Annotated in this window: 20 protein-coding genes; 14 read left to right on the top strand and 6 right to left on the bottom strand. The window is 58.1% G+C overall.

Annotated elements, in window-relative coordinates; all coding sequences use genetic code 11:
• Positions 1-18: 18 nt before the first annotated feature.
• Together HHL08_RS11065 and HHL08_RS11070 are read right to left on the bottom strand one after the other, a co-directional pair.
• Positions 19-216, bottom strand: coding sequence for a hypothetical protein (locus HHL08_RS11065; RefSeq protein WP_169573160.1), 198 nt, complete (start codon positions 214-216; stop codon positions 19-21).
• Positions 203-442 (bottom strand): helix-turn-helix transcriptional regulator, encoded by a 240-nt coding sequence (locus tag HHL08_RS11070; protein WP_119745862.1) that lies wholly within the window; start codon positions 440-442, stop codon positions 203-205. The genes HHL08_RS11065 and HHL08_RS11070 overlap by 14 nt, the downstream gene beginning before the upstream one ends.
• 730 nt (positions 443-1,172) lie before the next feature.
• On the opposite strand from HHL08_RS11070, the gene HHL08_RS11075 reads away from it, so the two are divergent.
• The 8 genes from HHL08_RS11075 to HHL08_RS11110 all read left to right on the top strand — a co-directional run bounded on the left by HHL08_RS11075 (position 1,173) and on the right by HHL08_RS11110 (position 11,436).
• Complete coding sequence (locus HHL08_RS11075; RefSeq protein WP_169573162.1) at positions 1,173-1,577, top strand: PAS domain-containing protein; 405 nt, start codon at positions 1,173-1,175, stop codon at positions 1,575-1,577.
• A 24-nt stretch (positions 1,578-1,601) separates the two neighbouring features.
• Positions 1,602-3,101: a PAS domain-containing sensor histidine kinase gene (locus tag HHL08_RS11080; RefSeq protein WP_408021770.1), complete on the top strand. Its 1,500-nt coding sequence runs from the start codon at positions 1,602-1,604 to the stop codon at positions 3,099-3,101.
• Positions 3,102-3,241: 140 nt separating this feature from the next.
• Positions 3,242-4,231 carry a sensor histidine kinase gene (locus HHL08_RS11085; RefSeq protein WP_169573163.1) on the top strand — a complete coding sequence of 330 codons (990 nt, stop codon included), beginning with the start codon at positions 3,242-3,244 and terminating at the stop codon, positions 4,229-4,231.
• A gap of 287 nt (positions 4,232-4,518) precedes the next feature.
• On the top strand, positions 4,519-4,794 hold the full coding sequence (locus tag HHL08_RS11090) for a hypothetical protein (RefSeq protein WP_169573165.1): 276 nt from the start codon (positions 4,519-4,521) through the stop codon (positions 4,792-4,794).
• 1,712 nt (positions 4,795-6,506) lie between these two features.
• A complete protein-coding gene (locus tag HHL08_RS11095; protein ID WP_169573167.1) occupies positions 6,507-8,261 on the top strand; it encodes a ParB/RepB/Spo0J family partition protein in 1,755 nt (584 codons plus the stop codon).
• Positions 8,262-8,733: 472 nt separating this feature from the next.
• On the top strand, positions 8,734-9,945 hold the full coding sequence (locus HHL08_RS25325) for a sigma-70 family RNA polymerase sigma factor (RefSeq protein ID WP_206377818.1): 1,212 nt from the start codon (positions 8,734-8,736) through the stop codon (positions 9,943-9,945).
• Positions 9,942-10,865 carry a HEPN domain-containing protein gene (locus tag HHL08_RS11105; protein ID WP_169573169.1) on the top strand — a complete coding sequence of 308 codons (924 nt, stop codon included), beginning with the start codon at positions 9,942-9,944 and terminating at the stop codon, positions 10,863-10,865. The genes HHL08_RS25325 and HHL08_RS11105 overlap by 4 nt, the downstream gene beginning before the upstream one ends.
• Entirely contained in the window at positions 10,858-11,436 is a 579-nt protein-coding gene (locus HHL08_RS11110; RefSeq protein ID WP_169573171.1) for a sigma factor-like helix-turn-helix DNA-binding protein, read from the top strand. Before HHL08_RS11105 ends, HHL08_RS11110 begins: the two co-directional genes overlap by 8 nt.
• Before the next feature lie 827 nt (positions 11,437-12,263).
• Here HHL08_RS11110 and HHL08_RS11115 read toward each other — a convergent pair.
• A complete protein-coding gene (locus HHL08_RS11115) occupies positions 12,264-12,545 on the bottom strand; it encodes a hypothetical protein (RefSeq protein ID WP_169573173.1) in 282 nt (93 codons plus the stop codon).
• 680 nt (positions 12,546-13,225) lie between these two features.
• Complete coding sequence (locus HHL08_RS11120) at positions 13,226-13,549, bottom strand: PilZ domain-containing protein (protein ID WP_235955031.1); 324 nt, start codon at positions 13,547-13,549, stop codon at positions 13,226-13,228.
• A gap of 328 nt (positions 13,550-13,877) precedes the next feature.
• Between HHL08_RS11120 and HHL08_RS11125 the strand changes: the two genes are divergently transcribed.
• On the top strand, positions 13,878-14,066 hold the full coding sequence (locus HHL08_RS11125; protein WP_169573177.1) for a hypothetical protein: 189 nt from the start codon (positions 13,878-13,880) through the stop codon (positions 14,064-14,066).
• Positions 14,067-14,276: 210 nt separating this feature from the next.
• Here the strand turns inward: HHL08_RS11125 and HHL08_RS11130 are convergent, their stop codons facing one another.
• Together HHL08_RS11130 and HHL08_RS11135 are read right to left on the bottom strand one after the other, a co-directional pair.
• Positions 14,277-14,525, bottom strand: a complete 249-nt coding sequence (locus HHL08_RS11130) for a conjugal transfer protein TraD (RefSeq protein ID WP_169573179.1) — start codon at positions 14,523-14,525, stop codon at positions 14,277-14,279.
• 22 nt (positions 14,526-14,547) lie between these two features.
• Entirely contained in the window at positions 14,548-14,853 is a 306-nt protein-coding gene (locus tag HHL08_RS11135) for a conjugal transfer protein TraD (RefSeq protein ID WP_169573182.1), read from the bottom strand.
• A 173-nt stretch (positions 14,854-15,026) separates the two neighbouring features.
• Here HHL08_RS11135 and traA point away from each other — a divergent pair, with 173 nt between their 5' ends.
• The 5 genes from traA (at position 15,027) to HHL08_RS11160 (ending at position 22,781) form a co-directional block, all read left to right on the top strand.
• The gene (traA, locus tag HHL08_RS11140; protein WP_169573184.1) at positions 15,027-18,020 is read left to right on the top strand and encodes a Ti-type conjugative transfer relaxase TraA; all 2,994 of its coding nucleotides are present in this window, start codon (positions 15,027-15,029) and stop codon (positions 18,018-18,020) included.
• An 18-nt stretch (positions 18,021-18,038) separates the two neighbouring features.
• Positions 18,039-18,791: a DUF6118 family protein gene (locus tag HHL08_RS11145; protein WP_169573186.1), complete on the top strand. Its 753-nt coding sequence runs from the start codon at positions 18,039-18,041 to the stop codon at positions 18,789-18,791.
• 497 nt (positions 18,792-19,288) lie between these two features.
• The gene (locus tag HHL08_RS11150; protein ID WP_169573188.1) at positions 19,289-20,239 is read left to right on the top strand and encodes a DUF6624 domain-containing protein; all 951 of its coding nucleotides are present in this window, start codon (positions 19,289-19,291) and stop codon (positions 20,237-20,239) included.
• A gap of 34 nt (positions 20,240-20,273) precedes the next feature.
• A complete protein-coding gene (locus HHL08_RS11155; protein WP_169573189.1) occupies positions 20,274-21,464 on the top strand; it encodes an HlyD family secretion protein in 1,191 nt (396 codons plus the stop codon).
• A 15-nt stretch (positions 21,465-21,479) separates the two neighbouring features.
• Positions 21,480-22,781 carry a cysteine peptidase family C39 domain-containing protein gene (locus HHL08_RS11160; protein WP_169573191.1) on the top strand — a complete coding sequence of 434 codons (1,302 nt, stop codon included), beginning with the start codon at positions 21,480-21,482 and terminating at the stop codon, positions 22,779-22,781.
• Positions 22,782-22,847: the final 66 nt, after the last annotated feature.

A 22,847-nucleotide genomic window follows, 5' to 3' on the forward strand; every position in this document is an offset into this window, starting at 1 on the left:
TCGATGTCAATGACTCCATCATTCTGTTGCTTTCGGCTCATTGTCATTGGCTGCCCTGCACGCGCGAATATGCTGGCGCGCAATATGGCGGCCGATGGCCTCCGCGATGCGGATCAGCGCCGTGTCAATGTCCACGCTGGGCGGCTCAGTGCCCGTCCCGTTATCGTTGGCGGCGGTCAGCCGATTGGGCGGCGCGGCGTTGTCACCCTTCTCCATGGCCAGATTTCCCAAGCGATGGAGGATTGTCGTTGTCCGGCCGGTAAGCGGCGGGATCGGCGACCCAGCGATTGACGGCGGACTCGTGCCAGCCAGCACCATGAACGCTGATCGGCACTTGCCGAGGGAATGTCCCTTCCGCGATCTTGCGGTAGATGGTGGACCGGGAAAGGCCGGTGCGGTCGAGAACGGTTTTGAGGCGAATGATACGATCGGTGTTCGGCATAAAAGAGCTTTCAATTCATGCGTTGCCAAAGCCCCCTACAGCCAGAATTGGCGGAGTTTCCGCGCAAGACAAGATGCCCGCTGCAGCCTGTCAGGCCGCCCGGATACATGTCGTAGGGCTGTGGAGGGACGGTGGGGGACATCGGCGGACGTAGAGGGAATTAGCGGGAATTTGCCCGCATCATTGCCCATGCGCTTTTTCTCAGTTGCTGTTGCCTGATTGCCACGCTTTTTACGCTCGCCGGTCCCCGCAGATCGTCTGAGCTATGATGTATTTAGCATATCCATCGTCCTTTGCGATGGCCTGCCCGTCGCGAATCAATCTGCCTCAAACGATCCCATCCCGCAAGGGCAGCTCCACAGTGGTGCCGTCTCGCTCATTATCCTTGCGTGTCGCCTTTTTCATTAGCTGCATGCGATCGCGTCACCGGCGACGAAGACTTGCTATGCTCCCGTAATTCTTCAGGAGTTGAAGTAAGATGGCCGCTCTCGCGCATCCATGCAGTCGCGCCCTTCAGGATTATGCGAACTTTAGGACTGTGACAGACGCGAGAGCAGGCCACTACCAACGCGCGGAAGAGCAGGCGTGGGCACCGGCTTTCCGTATCGTTTGCCGAAAAGGCGATGTCCAAAGTCGCTTGCGACGTTGATTAGTTCGCCTGCACCGCCCCATCTAACGGAACGCTCACTTGTGGCCGAAGTTTGATCCGCAAAGGACGGGCAAACGCGCGATGGACAGATCAGAACATTCACTGGGCACGAGTAGCAAATTCGAGCTGCTGGTTCAGAGTGTAACCGACTACGCGATATACATGTTGGACGCCCAAGGACGGGTCGCCAGCTGGAATCCCGGCGCACGCCGCTTCAAGGGTTACGAGCACGATGAGATTATCGGTGAGCATTTTTCCAGGTTTTATACGCAAGAGGATCAGACGCGGGAAATCCCCCGGATAGCACTCGAAACCGCCGAGCGGGACGGCCGGTTCGAAGCGGAAGGCTGGCGCGTTCGCAAGGATGGAAGTCGTTTCTGGGCAAGCGTCGTCATTGATCCGATCCGCAATCCAACTGGAACGGTGGTCGGCTTTGCCAAAGTGACGCGTGACCTGACCGAACGCCGTGTCGCTGAAGAGGAGTAGCGCGCGAGCGAGGAACGCTTCCGGCTGCTTGTGCAGAGTGTGACTGACTATGCCATCTATATGCTGGACCGCGACGGTCATGTCAGTAGCTGGAATGCAGGAGCCGAGCGGTTCAAGGGTTACACGTCCAATGAAATCATCGGGCAGCATTTCTCTAATTTTTACACGTTAGAGGACCGGGCGGCGGGAATCCCAGTTCTGGCATTGCAAACGGCGGAGCGTGAAGGCCGCTTCGAGGCAGAAGGGTGGCGCGTGCGGAAGGACGGCTCTCGTTTCTGGGCAAGCGTCATTATCGATCCGATCCGGAATGACGAGAATGCGCTCCTGGGCTATGCCAAGATTACACGCGATCTCACGGAGAAGCGTGCGATCGAGGAACAATTGCGCCAGTCCCAGAAGATGGAGGCGGTGGGTCAACTGACCGGAGGTCTTGCCCACGATTTCAACAACCTTCTGACCGGCATCGGCGGTAGTCTGGAAATGATGCAGGTGCGGATGCCGCAAGGTCGTACGGCCGAAATCGAGCGTTATGTCTTGGCGGCGCAAGGCGCCGTCAAACGTGCCGCAACACTGACCCAGCGTCTGCTGGCCTTTTCTAGAAGACAGACGCTCGATCCAAGAACAACCAATGTTAATCGCCTGCTAGCCGGACTCGAAGACCTGATCCGCCAAACTATCGGCCCTGGCATCGCGCTTGATGTGGTAGGTGCAAGCGGTCTTTGGCCAACTTTCATCGACCCCCATCAGCTCGAAAATGCCGTCCTAAATTTGTGCATCAATGCGCGTGACGCGATGCCCAACGGAGGCAAACTCACGATCGAGACCGCAAATCGTTGGCTGGACGATCGCGCGGCTCGGAAACAGGATTTGCCCGTTGGGCAATATGTTTCGGTTTGCGTCACCGACACCGGGACAGGCATGACACCTGAGGTTATTACACGCGCGTTCGAGCCCTTTTTCACCACCAAGCCCCTGGGTGACGGAACCGGGCTTGGCCTGTCAATGGTTTATGGCTTTGCCCGACAGTCAGGCGGACAGATCAGAATCTATTCCGAAGTAGGCCACGGCACTACGATGTGCATTTATCTGCCGCGTCAGGCTGTTGACTGCATAGACGATGCCGAGGCTACCTTTCATGTGCCGGTTGAACAAGCGAGTGACGGGAAAGTGATCCTCGTGATCGACGATGAGCCCACGATCCGCATGCTTATCACTGAATTGCTGACGGAGGCGGGCTATTCCGTATTAGAGGCGCCTGACGGACCGACGGGACTTCGTGTTCTCAATTCTGATGCAAGGATAGATTTGCTTGTCACCGACGTGGGCCTGCCCGCCGGTATGAACGGGCGACAAGTTGCCGATGCGGCGCGGGTCAGCCGACCTGACTTGATGGTGCTATTCATCACTGGCTATGCTGAGAACGCGGTCGTTAGCGGTGGACTGGACAAGGGCATGTACGTCCTTTCAAAGCCGTTCCCGATGGATATTCTGGCCGGTCGCATCAGGGACATCATGAGTGATTGAAACGAAAAGAGGGGCCGCATTAGCCATCGTATCCGTGGCGATTACGATTGGTTCCTGGGTTCCTGCGGTTGCCGCCAAGGGTTTGGCTGAGTAGGGTACAGGTCATTTATATCTAAGGATGCAGGCCTGTGACCCCAGAGATGCCCAAGCCACATGACTGGAAACCAGAGCATTTACGCGTTGCCATAAACGCCGCGGGTGTCGCCTTATGGGCTTGGAATGTCGATACCGATGAATTCACGATGGATGAACAGGGCTTCGAGCTCTGGGGCCTCAAGTGGTCCGGGAAAGTCACATTCGAGCAGCTTTCAGCGCATATCCACCCCGCTGACCGAGACCGGGTGCGCGCTGCCTTCACGGCGACGCGCGCCATCCTTGGCCCCTATGAAACCGATTTTCGCATCCTGATCGAGGATGAGGTTCGTTGGATCGCTACCCGCGGACAGGGGGAAGACGTTGGGATCGTTGGGCGGACCATGTTCGGCATTTTCCTTGACGTGACAGGACGAAAGCAAGCGGAAGAAGGCAATGAACTGTTGGCGGGAGAGATGAGCCACCGCGTCAAAAACCTTCTCTCCATTGCATCGGGTCTGACTGCCATCTCTTCACGTTCAGCAGCGACGGTTGAGGATATGGCGATCGAACTGACCGAGCGCCTTTCTGCGCTGGGCCGGGCGCACGATCTCGTCCGGCCACTGCCCAACGGCCAGGGGGACGCGGCGCTGCTGGGTGACCTTCTTTCCGTGTTGTTGTCCCCCTATGACGACCTTGGGGCATTCAAGGGAAGAATCCGCGTCGCCGTGGAGCGAATGGGTGTCGGACAGTCGTCTGCAACCGCCTTGGCGCTCGTCATCCACGAATTGGCGACCAATTCGATGAAATATGGCGCGCTATCTGCACAAGCAGGAACGCTGGACATTACCAGCACGTCCGAGAGTGACGATGTCGTGCTGACCTGGTTAGAACGAGGAGGACCGCAGGTGAAAAAGCCTGACGGACTGGGTGGCTTTGGAAGCAAGCTGGTGCAGCGCAGCGTAACGGGCCAGCTTGGCGGCGCCATCAGCTATGACTGGGACGAAGGCGGCCTTATCGTGTCTCTTCGGATGAAACGAACACGCCTTACGTCTTGAAATCGTGCACCGCGCTGGTGCCGCGGACCGTCGCGTTCGCTCGGAAGACGATCGCAGGACGCGGGATTAGCTTTGCCGCCCCCATGCGGATATCACATATATCGCGGTATTCGTTCTTAGGATCACTGGCACGAGAATGATGGTCGCATCTACAGAGGGGCCGGGCTCGTTTCCGCCTAAATTATCTAAATTTAACACGTCAAACCGCTACACTCTTAAATCGTTAACCATTCTCATATATACCCCGTTAACAGGTCGCGATTGATTATCATCACCTTTGCGTAAGGATGGCAACGGTTATGGACGCTGCGGCGATTTTAGGCATATTTCGAAAATGCCATGCACCGCTGACTGCGGAACTCAAAGTCGGGCCGGTGGTCGTTCCCGTGACGATCCACAAGGCGAATGCTTACGGCATAGTGTTTTCCGGACAGTGCGTTGCTCCAGTGAATGATCCGGTGACGGTGATCCTGCGAGACCTGAAAGCTGAAGGCGTGATCAGTTCGCGGACAGATAGACGATCAGCTCTGCTGTTTGTTAGGCCGGCACAAAATTGGTCCTAGTCCGCCTTGCGTGCCTCCTGCGATTGGCACATTTCTGGCTTGCCCGCTTGGGGATGCCACGCAAGTTCGTCGGTGGGATGCATTAGCTCGTCCATCGCCCGCGCAGCTCGTTGGGCGTAAACCTCGACCAAGGTCTGATATATTTCGGCGGCTTCTGGCGACCGGGATTGCTTTGCCATCAGCGATTGCTTCCTGCACCTCTGCGAGCAATAATAGAATTCCGATCCTGGCACGCGGTATCCTTAAGGCTCAAGTAGAGGCATTTTGGGACGCGCGTGATCGGTTTGCAATGTCGTTGCGTACTCGAATCTATTTTTGATTCGTCTTTACGCGGCTTGAACGCAAACCGCCCAGCCGCATCTCGAAAATTTCTCGCGCGTGCACGATGGGTGTCGATCTGGAGTGGATCGTTATAACGGGCGCGGGCAGCGGCAGCCTCTTCCTCTGCCGCGAGCTGTAACAGCCTGTGATACTCTGCTTTTCGATTCATCATAGCTCTCTCAAACTTGCGGCCATGATTATGGTTTCACCAGGTAAGCGACAAAGGCGACTGAGGTCCACGAGTGTTGCTGGTCGCGTTCGAAGACGTCAACGGCATGGGCGGACGTTGGTGAAAGCGGCAAGAGGTGATCCCGACAAGTCAGAAGGGTCGCGCACCGACTCGCCGAGATCGACAGCCAATTAAATAGCAATATCGCTGTTTGCAAAGGAATGTTGTCGTTACGGCAACTGCGACTTGCGCCGTCGCGCGACGGGTGGTCTGGCTGATGTCCTGGGCGATGGTGACCCTGACACGACGTCCAAATGCGTGGGGGCAGCAGGCGGCAGCGCAGGGTCAATCAGACGATTAGCTTAATATCGCGACCGCGGCAAATACGACGAAGCCAACACGAAAATGCCCTGCCTCTCTCCGGCGACGAAGTGACAGGAGTAAGCTTACCTTTAGCAGAAACGGCGAGGTTTCATGCGCCCTCGTAGATTGAATATTTGCTCAGCACCGCGCGATAATTGGGGCCGTCACCCTTGATATCGTCCATGGTGGGCGGATCTGATACTCGAAGAACGGATGTGCGACCGCCTGACAACAAGCAGCTTTTTGATCGGGTATACCGCCCGGATGCTTCCCTCCCAGAGTATCAGCTAAACGAAACTTCGTTCTTTGACGCCGACTGCGGGGAAAGTCCTACCCCCTAACAAAACCGGTGCGGCGTCAGGAATCCCGCCGTCGATTAGATGGCGCTTCCTCGAATTCCTACGCGCCGATGGCAACTGAGAGAATTGCGATCGGCACTTATATTAGGCTGACAAACGATTTATTGTATGGCGAAGAGCGGGATAAAATTAGTCATGAGCCAGGGGGCGTCCCCGCGCATTCCGCACGGGTCGCGCTCTATTCCGCTTCGCTCCACCGAGCCACCTCTGCGCGCCGTCTCGTCGCCTTCGGCGTCACGATCGCATGACGCGGGGGACCGTCCAGGCCAATCCCCATGCGGACATCGCGGCGACCGCGATGGCGTTAACCGGCTCCGGCAAGCGGTGTGGGCGTCGCTACCCTCTAGGCCCGTCGCGGCGGGCCCGCAACCCGGCGGTGCCGGGTCTTCCTCTTCGTTTCAGCCTTGCAGGTGCAGCCCGCCTCTGCCGACGCGCCTTCCGGTCGCTCTTGCCGCCCACCCCGCATTCCGGGGCCGGTGTGTTGCAAGAGGAGAAAGACAGTGGAACTCAAGCATATCGACATCGCCTGCCTCTCGATATCGCCCGCCAACATGCGCGGCGTGAAGAAGGCTCCCGACCTTACCAATATCCTGCCCTCCGTTCGCGCGCGGGGCATCCTCGTGCCGTTGATCGTGCGGAAGAATGGCTCACCAGACAGCTATGAGATCGTAGCAGGCAAGCGGCGCTATCATGCCGCGCTGGCAGTTGCGGAGGAAGGCGGGAGCATCGACCCGTTGCCCTGCGCCATCATGGAAGCAGGCGATGACGCGGCGGCGCTGGAAGCCTCGCTCATCGAGAACATCGCCCGTCTGGACCCCGATGAAATGACCCGCCACGAGACCTTCACCCGGCTTGTCCGGGAGGGACGCAGCGTGGAAGATATTTCGTTGACCTTTGGCCTGACCGAATTGCAGGTAAAACGCACTCTCGCGCTGGGCAATCTCATGCCCCGCATCCGCAATCTCTATCGGTCTGACAGGATCGATTCCGTAACCGCGCGTCACCTGACGCTGGCTACAAAGGCGCAACAACGGGATTGGCTGGCATTGCTCGACAGTGAGACCGATCACGCCCCCACGGGTCAGAATCTCAAATCATGGCTGATGGGTGGCGCGGCCATCTCCACCAAGGTCGCGCTGTTCGACCTTGCCACCTATTCCGGCGAGATCGTCTCCGACCTTTTCGGCGAGGACAGCTATTTCGCTTGTCCCTCCGATTTCTGGACGGCGCAGATGGCGGCGGTCGAGGAGCGAGCCGCAAGCTATCGCGAGGCGGGATGGCCGGATGTTGTCGTCATGGAGCGTGGCGAATATTTCCACATATGGGAGCATGAGCGCTGCCCGAAGAAGAAAGGCGGGCGCGTCTATGTCGCCATCAGCCATCGCGGCGAGGTCAGCTTCCATGAGGGGTATCTGACCACCAAAGAAGCGCGCAAGCGCGAGAGAGGCGAAGTCGGAACCAAGCCGGTGCGCCCGGAGGTTAGCGCGCCGATCCAGAATTATGTCGATTTGCACCGCCATACCGCCGTGCGCGCCTCCCTTTTATCGCTACCTGCCATGACCCTGCGTCTGATGCTGGCCCACGCGATCGTCGGTTCGCCGCTGTGGCGGGTGGACGTGGAGAAGCAGCGCGCCAACAATGGTGCCATCGCAGAGAGCGTGGAGGCCTGTGCTTCGGAAGCGATCTTTGACGGCAAGCGCCGTGAAGTCCTGACCCTGCTGGGCTTCGATCCCGAGGCACCGACCATAACGGGTGGCTATGCTGGTGAGGATGGCCTGCCTGGATTATTCGTCCATCTGCTCGACTTGTCCGATGAGGCGGTGCTGTCCGTCCTCTCCGTGGTGATGGGCGAGACGCTGACGGCGGGAAGCGCGATGATCGAGTTGCTGGGCGCATTGCTCAATGTCGATCTACCCGCCGTCTGGCAGGCCGACGATGCCTTGCTCGACAGCATCCGCGACCGAGAGGTGATCGGCCAGATTGTCGCGGAGGTCGCAGGCGATGCCGTCGCTACGGCCAATGCCGGGGAAAGCGTCAAGGTACAGCGGCAGATCGTGCGCGATTGTCTTGCAGGAACAGACGGACGCACGAAGGTTGACGGCTGGGTGCCGCGCTGGATGGCCTTTGCGCCATCCACCTATACCGATCGGGGCGGCGTCGGCAGCGTCGAGCGGTGGGACGAGATTGTGCCATTGTTTGATACCTCCAAGGCCGCAGACGAAGACAAGGCACAGCCCACGGCGCAAGCCGCCTGACCTTGCCCGACCCGGAGGCGGTTTCGCCTCCGGGTTCCTTGCGTTCGCAAAAGCGGGACAGGGACGGACACGATCGATCCCGATTTGGCAAACCGCCCCGGCTTGGCCGGGGCGGTTTGCTGCGTAGAGGGTCCAGAACGACCATATTCCCCTGAGGTTGGCTTCAATCTGCCACGCCTTACCCACTCTTTGCGTCTTAGCGATTTCCTGATAAGTTACCCATGCGTTGCGCAAAGGGCAGCGCCGGGACTGGTAATCCCGATCCGAAATCACAGCCTCCGAAAACTTATCGTTTTCGGGGTGCCGTCGTATATGTCCAGGCTTTCGGGCTAAAAACGGCGGCGCATGTCTTCGGATCATGTTACCAGCCCCGGTGGCTCCCGCGTGTAACGCGCGGGAGTTTCGGGACCATTGCCGCATCCACCCCGTCGCTTCCGCCTCATCCGCTATGGATGCGGAGTGGAGGTCTCTTATGGACGACGACCATGATGCGCTGGCCCATGGTGCGGACCAACGGCACGCGACGCCCGATCACAATGAGATGCGCGAGCGCGTCCCGGCGCGGTTGCTGCACCTGGACAGTTTTGGCCGAACGGCGATGGAACGCGCAGTACGAATATTGCGCGCCTATTTCATCGATCGCCGCAGCAGCGCACCGAGGCGCGGGACGCTGCACTGGCTGATGCTGGTCGGCGACCCTGCCGACGCGGGAAAGCCGGTCAAATGGGACAACGAGCCTATCGTCTTCGACATCTGGGGCTTTGTCGATCATGAGGCCTATAAGGGACTGGAGCGCTATTGGGGACGCGCCAAGGCCGTGCTGAAATCGGAACTGGGTCGGGCAATAGCCGTCGAGCTTTCCGTCTTCACCATCGATGAGGCCGAACGCTTCCATCTTACCAACCCCTGGCTGGCCAAGCGCTATGACGGCGGGATCATTCTCTTCGACCGGGCGATGGACCCGCCAAGGAGTGCAGAACGCCAAACCATCCATGACCGGATCACGGCGGCGGCCGACGCGCTGGACGAGCCGCAGCGCACGGCGTTCGCCCAATACCGCCGCCGTGGTTTCGACCTCGCCCGGATCGCGCGCAAACTGGACGCCAGCGCCGCCGAAGCCGAAATGCATCTGTCGGAGGCGTTCGGCGCATTGCTGGCCAGCCTTGGCGACGATACACAGCCCCAGTCACTGCGTCCCGGCCTTGGCCAGCATCCCCGCCATAATCTCGACCTCTATCACCGTCCCGGCGACTTCGACCGCATCCTGGCCGTGACATTCTATCGCCGCGCAATGGATTTCGTGGGGCTGATGGTAGAGGGGGATGCGCGCGACCGTCCGTCGCTCGTCGTGCGCGAGGCGGCCTACGCGAGCGAGTTTGCGCTAAAGACGCTCCTGCTGCGCGCGGGGTATTCCGACGAGTGGAACCGCCAGCATATCGGCCTCGATCTTACGCGGGGGCTTGGAGAAGCACAGGCGAATGGAATGCCGCCGCCCTCGCCGGAACTGGCGCGGCTGATCCCGCCGCTGTCGCGCTATCACCGTCAAGGACGAACGCCCGATCAGGCGCGCGCCGTGCTTGCCGTCATGCCGCCCGCCGAGATCGTGGAGACGGTCGCGACACTGCTCGACGCCGTGGGACGGATCACCGGTTACACCGGCCTGCCGGGGGAGAGGGATGCATGATGTTGCGCACCGATCTCGACCATCTGCCATTTGCAATGCAGCAGGAGGTCCGCCGAATTGCCGCGCTGCTGTTTGAGGGGTTCGACGCCATGCTCGCGGGCAAGCGCGCCGAACGCTACAAGTCAGGCCATATCGTCAAGTTGATCCTTTATGGCCATCATGCGGCGCAGAATTGGGCATTGGCTCCTCCCGCCGCGCCGATTCGGTTGCTCGCGATCGTCAACCACAGCAAGCTTGCTGCCCGCCGCGGCGATTGGACGGCGGTGCGCGATCGGCTCCGCCGGGCGTGGGAATTGGGTGAGATCACGCATCCGGTGCGGCTCTGCGTACACAGCCTGAGCCATGTGAACCACGCGCTCGTTAATGGCGTGCCATGGTTTGTCACGATCGCGACCGAGGGCATCGCGCTTTATGAGGCGAGCAGCGCGCGACTGGAGTCGCCGCGCACATTGCCTGCCGCCCGTCATCATGAACATGGAAAAGCGGAGTTTGCCCGTTGGCATGGGCGTGCGACGGAATTCCTGTTGGGTGCAGCCTTCTATCAAAGGCGGGACAATATGCCGATGGCAGCGCTGCTGCTGCATCAGGCCTGCGAGCATCTCTATCAATGTGTGGCCTGGTCGCTCACCCTGCACGGGCTACGCACCCACGCGCTCGACGAATTGCGCGAAGTGGCCGAAGAACTGGATATCGAACTTGCCAAGGCATGGCCGCGCGACACTCTGTTCGAGCGCCGTGTCTTCGGCTGCATCCGCCGCGCTTATGTCGAGGTCCGTTACGGCCGGAACTTCCGCATCAGCTCGGAGGAACTGGCATGGGCGATGGAGCGTGCCGCGACCCTGAACCATCTGGTGGAAACCAAATGTAACGCACGGCTGGATGCAGGAGTTTCCGCCATTGGGGAGACTGCGCATGGCTGAGCCGTCCCCGCAATTGCGCGCGGCCTATGGCGCCGCCATGGCGCGACTCCCGGTCGTGACGCGCGTGATATTCATGATGCACCGCGTGGACGCCCTCTCTTACGTCGAAATCGCTTGCCGCTTGTCCATCAGCGACAGCGCAGTTCAGGCATGTGTGGCTGAAGCGCTGGGCATGATCGCTGCGATCCTGGATGGCGACATGCCCAGGCGTTGGAGAGATGCGGACATCGCGCCTGCCGAAAGCGACCTGCGCCGCCGTTATCGCGCCTCGTGCCAGGAGCGCTTGCGCGCTTTGGGCCATAGCGAACCGCTGGCCTGGGCCAGCGAGCACGATGACGACCTGATCGTCAACATCGCCTTTCTCCAGACGCTGCCCGCGCCGGTTCTCGAAACGTTTCTTCTCAGCCGCGTCGATGGCCTCAACTACCAGCGGATAGCCAAACGCATGTGGACGCTGCCTTTCGTCGTCCGCCGCAGGATGCTTCACATGGTTCGCGCACTCGATCGGCAGCCCATGACGTTCGAGCAATGGTTGCGCGCAGGGGCATTGGCAAAGGATCTGACGACCTGAGCGACATATATCACGGAAAAGGCGAGGCGAGGCTGCTCGTCAGGCATCACACTGCGGGCGATGCCGCGAATTATCAGCGATGCATGATGACTCCTCAGTGTGGGGCGTTTGCTCCCTTCGGCGCTGCAAGGAACGAGGCCCCACCGGATGCAGTCCTCAAGTTGTGGGGCCTCGCCGGACCTCCTTTAGCTGCCGTGCATGAATATTGAATGACCGGGAATGAACGATAGGCCCATAGCGAGCAATATCGCATGCATCATGCTAGAGGGGATTTTGGTCTGGATCACCGACTTGTGCGGCTGGAACGTGAGCACCGCCGATATCTATCGCCAGTATCTGAGGGCGATCGGGAGCCGATGCCAGTTTCATGATAGCGCGGCGTTCGATCTGGAGGTCTCGATCGCCCCATCGCACCCATATACAAAACTTTATCCGCATGGGGTGGCTGGGGTTCATAACATGATCCAATGCCTGGTTGAGCGACAGGCCGACCAGTTCGGGCGTATACTCCCCTTCCCGTGATCGCCTTACGCCAACTATGGCCGAAGCATCCCATGGCACTGGTAGTTTTTCGCACAGCTTCGGCATCTCTCACGCATATAGCGGTGTCATGATCGAGGAAAGCTGGGCAGTATCGAATTATCGTGGTGCCGGAATCGGTTCGCCACCTTTCATAAACGGTTCATCTGCCGTCTTCTAGGGGCGCTATCCCGGCGCTAATGCCCCCCGCTCTATGCCGGGCTGCGAAGCCTTGCTTTGTGACTGACCCCGCAAAGAAAGGCTTCGCAGAATCTCGCCGATCCTGTCAACACGGGCACTTATTGGGTCTATAAGCAGCCGGGGAGATTCAGCAGGGCATCTATCGCAAACCCATCACTCAACACAAGCCTTCGCGGTTTCTCAGCCACTTCAATCCGGACGAGATTGGCGCCGATCTGTAGCCAGAAGCTGTCATCCCCCTTTCGGATCAGGTCGATGACCATAGAGACATCTCGGTTCCACCGTTGCATGGTTTCGTGATCTCGACCACCGAGGCGGTACAAAGGGTGATTCAGTTTTGTTAGATCGCGCTGAACGCAGGAAACAAGATATTCGGCCATCAATTCCACATCGGTTAACCCCGACGCCACAAAAGGGGGGGGCGCCGGGGTCTGATCGAAGCACGCCCTGGTGGGGACCGTAAGGACGCATTAATGGTTTTGCGTATAATCATGAAAAAGTGATTAACGAAGCGTTGTTATCAGAGATCGGCCAGCGCTATTTCCGCAGTTTGCCGGACGGAGTAACCCCGCTACTGTCGCCTTGACACGTCGAACGCCATAGTCGCTCGGCTTCATCGACAACAGGCAGCAAGTCCTGATCGGCCCAGACCGATTGAAGGCGGGAGCGCACGGCGTCGGGTTCGCCATCGCGTGGGAACAGCGGATCGGCCCTGGAAAACATGATCAGACCATGCAAGTCGCCATTTATCTCGGCAATCTCGGCGAGCCATTGTCCGAATGGCAGTCCAGGGTTGGGCGGCGGCGATGTCACAGGCATACCTCAATAAGATAGCAAAATGGCCGATTTCACCGGCTGACCTTCCATCCCGCTCCTATGTGTTCTTTCACCGCTATGCGATGCAATTGTTACACAACCGTGCCATTCCTTCCATCGGAATAGGGGCCGATGGAAGCAGAAAGCGACGCTTTGTTCGGACGGCTCGGCGAATTGATCACCTCCCTCGTTGCTGCTGCGCCTTCGCTGGTCCCGAGGACGTAAACGCGGGGGACTGAGCAGCACATTGGGATCACCCTTGGCTGAATTTGCCGCGCGGTGGACTGGCCTGGCCTCGCGTTTTCGCGTCCAGCGGATCGATGTCTTTGGCGAACCGCAATCCTGCCAGTTCATCCCTGACCCAAACGGTCGTGGCCGCGATTTCTTCCAGCCGCCCGATGTCGAGTAACAGCGTCTGTCCAACCTTCAAGTGTCCGGCGCCATCGATGCAAGCGCCTCCCGCCGATATGTTCCGCACGCGATGCACCGACGGCTCGGCGGCAGTGAAGCCGGTCGCCACTCCCCGAAGGAACACGCTCTCTCGCGAAGCTACGCGGCGATTTATTCGGTTGGGCATGCCTCCTTTTTACCGGTCGAGGCTTACCAACTGATTGAAGCGTTGCCGGACAGCTTTGAGCTTTCGATCTAGGGCAGCGTGCTGGCCTCGCATGTTACCGATGCGCCGGAATATGCGGCAGAGATGCTTTATCCGCCGCATAGTCGCTTGCCATGACGAATGCTGCCATGAGGGAGCGGCCGATTGCGATGGTACGACGCTAGTTTTACCTGCGGCATGACAACGGCTATGATCGGCGATCAACCATGTTGCACACAGCGGCGAGAGGTCACTGCGACGCCTCGCCATCGGCTGCGGGTAATGGATCGTCAACTTGCAAGGTGGAAACATGAGCACCGCCGATTTCTACCACCAGAACGCCGCCAGCGAGCGTCTCGCAGCTTCGAAGGCAGATCTCCCCAACCGACGACGGCAGCATGAGCAGTCCGCTGAACGTTGGGAACAAATGGCGCGCGCTGCGGAGGAGACCGAACGGCGCACGTTGATCAATGAGGCCCAGAAGCGCGCCTTCCGATAACCGTTGGTCGCCATGCGCGAGTGAACGCAACGGCTGGATATGCAGGCGCGTATCCTACGCTGGCTAGGCAGGTTCGACCATCGCTGGCAGGAAATCATTGTCGATGTGCCCGCAACCGGGAAGCTTGCGTGCATTCCGGCAGTCATCGGCAGCCATGCAGTGGAATAGTTCAGTTTCATGCCACTGCACAATCGTCGGGATGGCCCCGCCTCAGCGATTTATTTCTGCGTTTGCTCGGGCGTCCTCTGCGGTGAACCCGCGCTTCCCCTTGCGCTTCCAGAGGGCAAGCGCGTTGGCGCGTTCCTCTCCGCGCAGCCGGTCGGCAACTGTGAGGAACGCGCCGTAGAGCGTGGCGCGATCGTCCTCGGTCAGATCGACCAGCCCGGCCTTGATGACGAGGCCGCCCAATTCGATCAAATGCCGCGTGCGTTCACGGCGTGCGACGGCCCAATCCCGCATGTCGGTTCGCGCCTTTCGTGCCTCAAGCCGATGTCGCGCCGCCATCGAGCGGGAAAGTGCCGCTTTGCTGGCCAGAAGGTCCGCCCGCAGGCTTGCCGCCCTTGCCAAGAAAGAAAGCTGCGCCCGCTTTGCGCCAGCCCTCCTTTGTCGCGGCGTCTTTCACCGTGACGGCATGGAGAAGCGCCCCGGCCAGCATATCAGCGTCGAGCGTATCCGCCCCGGTCGCCGTCACCAGCTCGCCAAGCTGGCGCACACGCCGTTCCCTGAGCGCCTTGGCCTTGTCAGCCAGGACTTTGAGTTCCGAATCAAAATCACGGGGCTTACGCATAGTAAAGTCTCCATTGAGTGATGATGGCGCTATGATAAGATGATCTTACCCCCTGCGCAGTAGAGTCGCCGGGACAGCCTGACACCGCCTAGTCCCGTCCGAGAAATTTTCGAGAAGGGCGCGCTTATACGTCGTTCCGACGTGCGCTTGAGCGTAGTAGATGGACGATCGTCATGGCGATCTTCCATTTCTCCGTTCAGGTCATCTCTCGCGCGACGGGCCGCTCCGCCGTATCGGCGGCGGCCTATCGTGCGGGCGAACGCCTGAACGATGAGCGCCTTGATCGGCCCCAAGATTTCCGTGCCCGCTCCGGCGTCGAGCATAGCGAGATACTGTTGCCCGAAGGTGCGCCTGAACAATGGGGCGACCGCGAACGCCTCTGGAATGATGTCGAGGCATTCGAGAAGCGCAAGGACGCGCAGCTTGCCCGCGAGGTTGAGTTTGCCATTCCGCGCGAAATGACCAAGACGCAGGGCATAGAACTGGCCCGCGATTTCGTGTCCGCGCAGTTTGTCGATCGCGGCATGATCGCCGACCTCAATGTACATTGGGACATCGATGCGGACGGCCAGCCCAAGCCCCACGCCCATGTCATGCTCACCATGCGGGAGGTCGTGCAGCGCGAGGACGGCACCGCTGGCTTCGGGGCGAAGGTGCGTGAGTGGAATGATCATGAAAATGTCGAGCGCTGGCGCGAACGCTGGGAGACCCACGTCAACGCGCGGCTGGCCGAACTCGACATAGACGCGCGCATCGATCGCCGCAGTCTGGCCGATCAGGGCATCGACCTCGAACCGCAGAGCAAGATCGGCGGCCCCGCGCATCGGATGGACGCCCAGGGGCTGGAAGCCGATCGCGCCGAGATGCACCGCGAGATCGCGCGGGAGAATGGCGAACGAATCATCGCTGATCCCGGCATTGCGCTTAATGCCATCACCCACCAGCAGGCGACATTCACCAACCGCGATATGGCGATGTTCATCCACCGGCATAGTGACGGAGAGGAACAGTTCAACGCCGCCATGCGTGCGGTGCGTAATTCGCCGGACCTGATCGCCCTGGGCAAGGATGGGCGCGGCGACGATCGGTTCACCTCGCGCGACATGATCGAGACCGAGCAGCGGATGAGCCGCGCCGCTGACCGGCTTGCGATGGACCGGAGCGATGGTCTCTCGGCGGCGAAGACCTACGCCAGCCGCGCCGCCGAGAGTGCAGGCCTTGCCCTGGGAGCAGAGCAGGAATCCGCGCTGCGCCATGTAACGGGCGGGCGCGGATTGTCACTGGTGCTGGGTTATGCTGGGACCGGCAAAAGCGCGATGCTGGGCGTTGCGCGCGACGTATGGGAAAGTGCGGGCCTCAACGTGCGCGGCGCGGCGCTTGCGGGCATTGCCGCCGAGGGGCTGGAGAATGGCTCCGGTATAACTTCCCGCACTATAGCCAGTATGGAGCATAGCTGGGCGCAGGGCCGCGATTTGCTCAATGCCCGCGATGTGCTGGTGATTGACGAGGCGGGCATGGTGGGCACGCGCCAGATGGAGCGCGTGCTGTCCCATGCCGCCGACGCTGGCGCAAAGGTCGTCCTTGTCGGCGATCCGCAACAATTGCAGTCGATCGAAGCGGGCGCGGCGTTCCGCGCGATCCATGAGCGCCATGGCGGCGTCGAGATCACGCAGGTTCGCCGCCAGCATGAAGGATGGCAGCAGGATGCGACCCGCCATCTGGCCACCGGCAGGACGGGCGAGGCGATTGCCGCCTATGCCGACAACGGTATGGTGCATCAGGCCGAGGCGCGCGAAGATGCACGGCGCGAACTGGTCGAACGTTGGGATCGCGAACGGCAAGTAAATCCCGACGCCAGCCGCATCATCCTGACTCACACCAATGCGGAGGTGCGCGACCTCAACGAGGCTGCGCGCGCGGCGATGCGCAATGCGGGCGAATTAGGCGACGAGCGGCAGGTGAAGACCGAGCGCGGCGACCGCCTGTTCGCGTCGGGCGACCGCATCATGTTCCTGCGTAACGAACGCAGCCTGGAGGTGAAGAACGGCACGCTGGGCACCATCGAACGTGTGAATGAGGCCCATATGTCCGTCCGAACCGATGACGGGCGCGTGGTGTCGTTCGACACCAAAGATTATCGCGACCTCGATCATGGCTATGCCGCTACCATCCACAAGGCGCAGGGCATGACCGTGGACAGGGCGCATCTGCTGGCGACGCCGGGGATGGATCGGCATGGGGCCTATGTCGGCATGTCCCGCCATCGCGACGGCATGGCGCTCCATTATGGCCGCGACGATTTCCGCGATCAGTCCCGGCTTGTTCGCACGCTGTCGCGCGAGCGCGGCAAGGACATGGCCACCGATTACAGACACGCCGACCCGGCAAGGGAATATGCCGAGCGGCGGGGCATCACCTTTGGCGAGCGGGTCGCGGAGATCGTCAGGCCCGTGGTCGAGAAAGTGCGCGGGATGTTCGACAATTTTCGGCCCACTATCCCGCCGCAGCAGGAGCGCGACATATTTGCGGGCTTCCAGCCTAAGGCCGAGCCGCCCGCGCAGGAGCGGGCCGTTCAGCGCCAGCCCGAATATGATACGCAGCCGATGCGCGCAGGCGGCGTGCGCGGTGCGGTGGAGCGCTACGCCAAGGCGCTGGACGCAATCCAGAAGACCCGCGCGCAGGGCCTGGACGCCATGCCGCACCAGCGCGAGGCGTTCGACAGGGCGCGCGATGCTCTGGACGCAATCCGGCCTGAAGGTTCGTCCGACCTCAATAGCGCGTTTCGCAACAGCCCGGAACTTGTCCGTGAAGCTGCCGAGGGGCGCGGCCAGCCCGCCGTGCGGGCGATGCAATTGGAGACCGAAATCCGCATCGATCCCTACAGCCGAGCCGACCGGTTCGTGGAAGGGTGGCAGCAATTGCAGCGCCATCATGCCGAGCTTGTGCGCGACGGCAATTTCCGGGGCGCGAAAAGTGCCGCGCAGCAGATGGCGGGCATGGCAAAAAGCCTCGAACGCGACGCCCAGCTTGAATCGGTGCTGGGCGTGCGCAGTCGCGAACTTGGGCTTGAGATCGGCCAGCAGGCGGGCCGCAGCCTGTCCCACGACCTCGCATCCTCCATCCCCTTCGATCACGGACGCGACATCAGTCGCGGCATGAGCCGCTAACCCCAAGGAGACTACGATATGGATGACGAGCAGAGCCTTTTGGACGAACCGGAGCCGGAACCCCGGCCCAATGCCGCCGCCGAAGCCTTCGCGCACCTCTCGGAGCGCGTCGCCGCTATGGAGGAGCGGCTGGACGGGCGCATGGCCGTGATGGCCCGCGCGCTTGAGCATATCGCAGTCGAGAAGCAGAGCCTCGAATTTCCCGACTATGGGCCGACGCTTGCCAAGATGAATGGCTATCTCGCGACGCTCGCCGGGCAGACGAAGACAATCATGGAAGCACCCGCCATGCAGTTGACGCCAGAGAGCATGGCGGAGCGGATCGGCGACGCGGCGGTGGTCGCGCGCGAGACTGACAAGGCGACCATCAAGAAGTCGCTGGACTTGCACCATCAAGTCCATGCGGATCAGATGCGCGCGATAGGCACTGTTCGGACCAAACAGAGACAGCGCTGGCACATGCTCTATTGCGGCGGGGGCGCGGCACTTGCCGTGTCGCTTCTGTGGCTGGTCTACCCCGGCTGGGCGGCCAGCATCGGCCCGCAAAGCTGGCTCTGGCCGGAACGGGTGGCCCGTCGTACGCTGGGCGAGCCGTCGCTATGGGATGCCGGTATCCGACTCATGCGCGCCGGAAATCCGGATGGTTGGCAGGCGATCGTGGACGCTGCCGAGATGGCGCGGGAGAACCGCGCCGCCATCGCAGCGTGCGAGAAGGCTGCCGCAAAGATTAAAGAACCGGTGCGATGCACCATCAATTTCGCAAAGCACTAACCGCTTCGGAACCACTTGGACGGCGAGCGCGTGTCGCGACCTTTCCAAGACCATTGCGCAAAAATTTGCAGGCACCTCGGCGGATTTACCGGATGCGATCTGCAAACTCGTAAAGGAAAATTAACCTTCAGTTTCGCATAGCACCAATCTGGACATAATTTTCAGGGTTGCTCATGATGTTCTATCAAGTATCCTCATTTCGTCGTCTCACAGCGACAATCTTTGAGGAGAACTACGGTGGACAATGAGCAGAAACCGTCCGATGCTTCCGAAGGTAGCGATCGCACGCTGGCATCTCGCACAGCGCGCGAGGTGAATGTTGAAGAAATGTGCGATATAGCGGGTGGCGGCTGTTGCACAACCAGCCTCCCAATCAGTGGCGGTTGCGACGACGTCGCTAATCACTGAGAATCTGGAGAGCCGCGGAAAGTTGGGTGCCCCCGTGGTGCCCAACTTTCTGTTGATTAGTCCATTCTACAACAAGCCTGACCTAACTCATGGAGGACGCTATCCTCACATTGCTTTGGGCCGTCGCCCTTTCCGCCGCACCGACCGTACAGCCCACCAAAGGTAGTGACCAGCACAGCGCATGTAATGATGTTATCTGCCTCGCGAGCCCTTGGTATAAAGCAGGCACAGAAAAATTGGAATCGGAGATCAAGGCTAGACAGGCAGCCGCAACGGCACATGCGAAAGATGATCTCGTTAGCGAGGGTTTTAAAGCCAAACGTCTGGAGACTGGGTGCTATTCAGACATTGAATGCGACAAACTCATGATCGCCCGCTCTGTCCTCAAGTTGTATGATTCTCTGCCCACGCTCGAATCCGGCAATTCGGGCGTTGAGCAATATTTTGACGGGTACATGGCGGCTGTTCGCGCATATGAATCACTTTCGCCAGTTTCATCAAACATTTCCAGCGCCGAACTCCTTCTTCGCGTGACCCTTGGCGTGCAGATGATGAGAGATTTTTTCGGTAAAAACGATCCGGCAAAGGAACTAAATATTGATGTAAAGCAAGCCGCATTACTGCGGTTAAAATTTGCTTTAGAGATCGCACCTCGAGATCGGAAAGGTCGCGACGCCCTTGAGACACTGGTGAATCGGGCAGGATGGCCTACCCTAACCAAAGACGGAGAAGACGCAGTATTGGCGTCATTTTTCATTGTGCAGCATTCTTCTGATTTAACATATCAATCCAAATCTCTCAAACAGCTGGAACCATTTAATCGCGCCGGAGAATTTCCAACGAAATTTTATGCGTTACTATATGATCGCGTAACTTTAGCACAGACTGGAGTGCAGAAATTCGGTACACAGTTTATCTGCAAGGGTGGGAAATATGTTCCAGCACCGATCGAAGAAATTGAGCGTGTAGATGATATTCGCAAAGAAGCAGGAATGGTTTCTCTAGAACGATATTCTAAGATGCTACCAACGCAGTGTTAAATTTATAAAAATGTCATTGTTCAGAGAAGACTATATGATTGCGCGAAATGATCAATTTCGCGGCGATCCATTAATTAGTCCTGGCATAAGTGCAACCGCGGTCTGGTGTACTATATTGATGATTACTGTTGCGTTGGTTGCAACACTATTTCTGTCTAGGGTTCCTCGCGCGGTTATCGGTATCGGATATCTTGATAGCGAAGGAGTTGGGTCCGACGTTAAATCTATTTCGCCGGGACGGATTAAAACGATTAAAGTGAAAGTTGGCCAATGGATCAATAAGGGAGACACGATTGCTATCCTTGACCACGATTTGATGTCTGCAACTTTGACCAGGGCAAGGAACTCAACCGTAGATCGCCAAATTAAATCGCTTGAAATCAACGCGGACAATGCCGAGGCTCGATCTGAATTGCTCAAGTCGTCTGTCGTAGCCGAGATTACAAAAACGTCATCTCGTATTCGATCCTTGCAGAGCAGGATCGCTCTGCAGAGTCGACGCGTTGCAACAAGCAGGGATTCCCTCACTCGTATCGGCGCGCTATCATCTCGTGGATTTGTTACACGGAACGAGATTGATCGTCGAGAATCTGATCTTATCCGGAGTGAACAAGATGTGTTGGCTCTCGAGTCGGAATTGGCCGACGCCCAGTCGGATTTGGCATCGCTTAAGAGCAAGTTAAAGCAAGTAAAAATAGATGGAACCATTTCAAAGATAGATTACGAAGAACGCGCAGCACAGATTATTTCAGATCACCAATCTGAAGATGGCTCCCGGCAGAGCTGGCTCATTGCTCCCCGTTCTGGCTACATTACTCGCGCTCCAGTCTCCGCAGGAGACGTGATTTCAGCCAACTATGTAGTAGCCAGCATCGCAAAAAATCAGAATCTTAACACCATAAAGGCTTATGTGCCTGCTTCAGCAATTGGCGTTATCCGCTCTGGCCAAAGGGCTGAAATAAAATTCGACGCAGTTCCATCCCTTTCCCAAACGCACGTGTACGGGAGGGTAATTCGGGTTAGCGGCCTTACCCTGCGAGACGATCTTCCACTGGCATCAATTGAACCAAATCAACGAAACGTTATTTGTGAAATTTTGGTTGATGACGCACGTAGCAAATCCCTCACGGAAGGTATCGATAGAAAGTTCGGAATGACGGCAAAAGTCACGGTTATTACCGGTTCACAGAGTTTAATTTCCCTTCTCCTGAAAAACGCGAATTAAGAGGGAGCGCTGGACGTGGGTTTGTTTCAAAAAAAAGAGCCTCCCGCACTCTTGCAATCCGAAGTCACCGAATGTGGTCTGACATGCCTTGCAATGATCGCTGCGTTTCACGGTCATGAGATTGACATGTCCTCACTTCGGAGGCGGCATAATGTTTCCCTGCGAGGCCTAACCCTGCCAAACCTTCTCCGTGCAGCCGACGATCTCGGCCTCGACAAAAGAGCATTGCGGATGGAGTTGCCAGACCTCAATGACCTTAAGCTACCTGCAATAATCCATTGGAACGAGAACCATTTTGTCGTTTTGACGAAAATAGGCGGTTCAAAAGAAAAGCGATACACGCTTAATGACCCAAAATACGGCCGAAGAGTGTTAAGCGAGAGCAGCTTTTCCAGACAATTCACAGGGATCGCGATCGAATTTACTCCATCCTCGCGATTTGAAATTAAGAAAGATGTTCGCAGCATCAGTTTGCGTGAACTTGTATCAAAGTCATCTGTTCCAAACGGAATAGTGCTACAAATCTCTGCTCTCTCTATTATGATTCAAACGATTGTCCTGATCGTACCTATAATTCTATCGATCCTAATTGATTCAATAGCTCCCTCGGGCATGCGCGACCAATTATTGGCGTTTTCTGTTGGCATAGTTTTTCTTTGTTTGACATCCGCCGCCCTATTTTTTATTCGGTCAAGAATTTTATCTGATGCGGTGCAGATGTTAAATCTCCAGATAACATCAGATGCTTTTCGACATGCGTTGATGTTGCCCTTAACTTGGTTCGAAAAAAGGTATGTCGGTGACATAATATCTCGTTTTAACTCAATAATATCTATTAACGACATATTATCGAGGAGCGTTACGACCGTAATATCCGACGGTATAACATCTATAGTTTGCATTATCGCTATTGCTCTATTTTCTTGGAAAATAGCTGCTTTTTCAATTTTATTGATAGCGATCTATGCTGTCGCCCAACATATATTATTTACTCGAACGTTCGTCGCGACTCAAGAAGCAATCACAGCTCAGGCTAATGACAACGGAACTGTAATCGAGACACTGAGAGGTATTGGGGCAATTAAGGCCTTTGGGAACGAACATCAGCGGTTTAACCGTTGGCGTAATCTCAAGATTACTACTACGAATAAAAACGTAGAGATGTTCCGGTTAATTGCCCTGAGGCAAACGATCAGCAGATCGTCGATGGAATCGATGGCGGTTTTTTCGCTATTGATTCTTATTTTTCTCACATCCGTTATACCAAAGCTTGTGGGATCTGACTCGTTGGGCCTTTCCCGAGACGCTATAACGTGATTCAACATCGCAAACTGGAGGAGGTTTGCGATGTCTGTTCCGATCAAGCTCCGTGGAGATTTCAGC

The sequence above is a fragment of the Sphingobium psychrophilum genome (assembly GCF_012927105.1).
Lineage (GTDB): Bacteria > Pseudomonadota > Alphaproteobacteria > Sphingomonadales > Sphingomonadaceae > Sphingobium > Sphingobium psychrophilum.

Bases quoted from the DNA above. Each gene is read 5' to 3' on its own strand.
- HHL08_RS11065 (WP_169573160.1), bottom strand. From the start codon at position 216: ATGGAGAAGGGTGACAACGCCGCGCCGCCCAATCGGCTGACCGCCGCC.
- HHL08_RS11070 (WP_119745862.1), bottom strand. From the start codon at position 442: ATGCCGAACACCGATCGTATCATTCGCCTCAAAACCGTTCTCGACCGC.
- HHL08_RS11075 (WP_169573162.1), top strand. From the start codon at position 1,173: ATGGACAGATCAGAACATTCACTGGGCACGAGTAGCAAATTCGAGCTG.
- HHL08_RS11085 (WP_169573163.1), top strand. From the start codon at position 3,242: ATGCCCAAGCCACATGACTGGAAACCAGAGCATTTACGCGTTGCCATA.
- HHL08_RS11090 (WP_169573165.1), top strand. From the start codon at position 4,519: ATGGCAACGGTTATGGACGCTGCGGCGATTTTAGGCATATTTCGAAAA.
- HHL08_RS25325 (WP_206377818.1), top strand. From the start codon at position 8,734: ATGGACGACGACCATGATGCGCTGGCCCATGGTGCGGACCAACGGCAC.
- HHL08_RS11105 (WP_169573169.1), top strand. From the start codon at position 9,942: ATGATGTTGCGCACCGATCTCGACCATCTGCCATTTGCAATGCAGCAG.
- HHL08_RS11110 (WP_169573171.1), top strand. From the start codon at position 10,858: ATGGCTGAGCCGTCCCCGCAATTGCGCGCGGCCTATGGCGCCGCCATG.
- HHL08_RS11120 (WP_235955031.1), bottom strand. From the start codon at position 13,549: ATGCCCAACCGAATAAATCGCCGCGTAGCTTCGCGAGAGAGCGTGTTC.
- HHL08_RS11125 (WP_169573177.1), top strand. From the start codon at position 13,878: ATGAGCACCGCCGATTTCTACCACCAGAACGCCGCCAGCGAGCGTCTC.
- HHL08_RS11130 (WP_169573179.1), bottom strand. From the start codon at position 14,525: ATGCGGGATTGGGCCGTCGCACGCCGTGAACGCACGCGGCATTTGATC.
- HHL08_RS11135 (WP_169573182.1), bottom strand. From the start codon at position 14,853: ATGCGTAAGCCCCGTGATTTTGATTCGGAACTCAAAGTCCTGGCTGAC.
- traA (WP_169573184.1), top strand. From the start codon at position 15,027: ATGGCGATCTTCCATTTCTCCGTTCAGGTCATCTCTCGCGCGACGGGC.
- HHL08_RS11145 (WP_169573186.1), top strand. From the start codon at position 18,039: ATGGATGACGAGCAGAGCCTTTTGGACGAACCGGAGCCGGAACCCCGG.
- HHL08_RS11150 (WP_169573188.1), top strand. From the start codon at position 19,289: ATGGAGGACGCTATCCTCACATTGCTTTGGGCCGTCGCCCTTTCCGCC.
- HHL08_RS11155 (WP_169573189.1), top strand. From the start codon at position 20,274: ATGATTGCGCGAAATGATCAATTTCGCGGCGATCCATTAATTAGTCCT.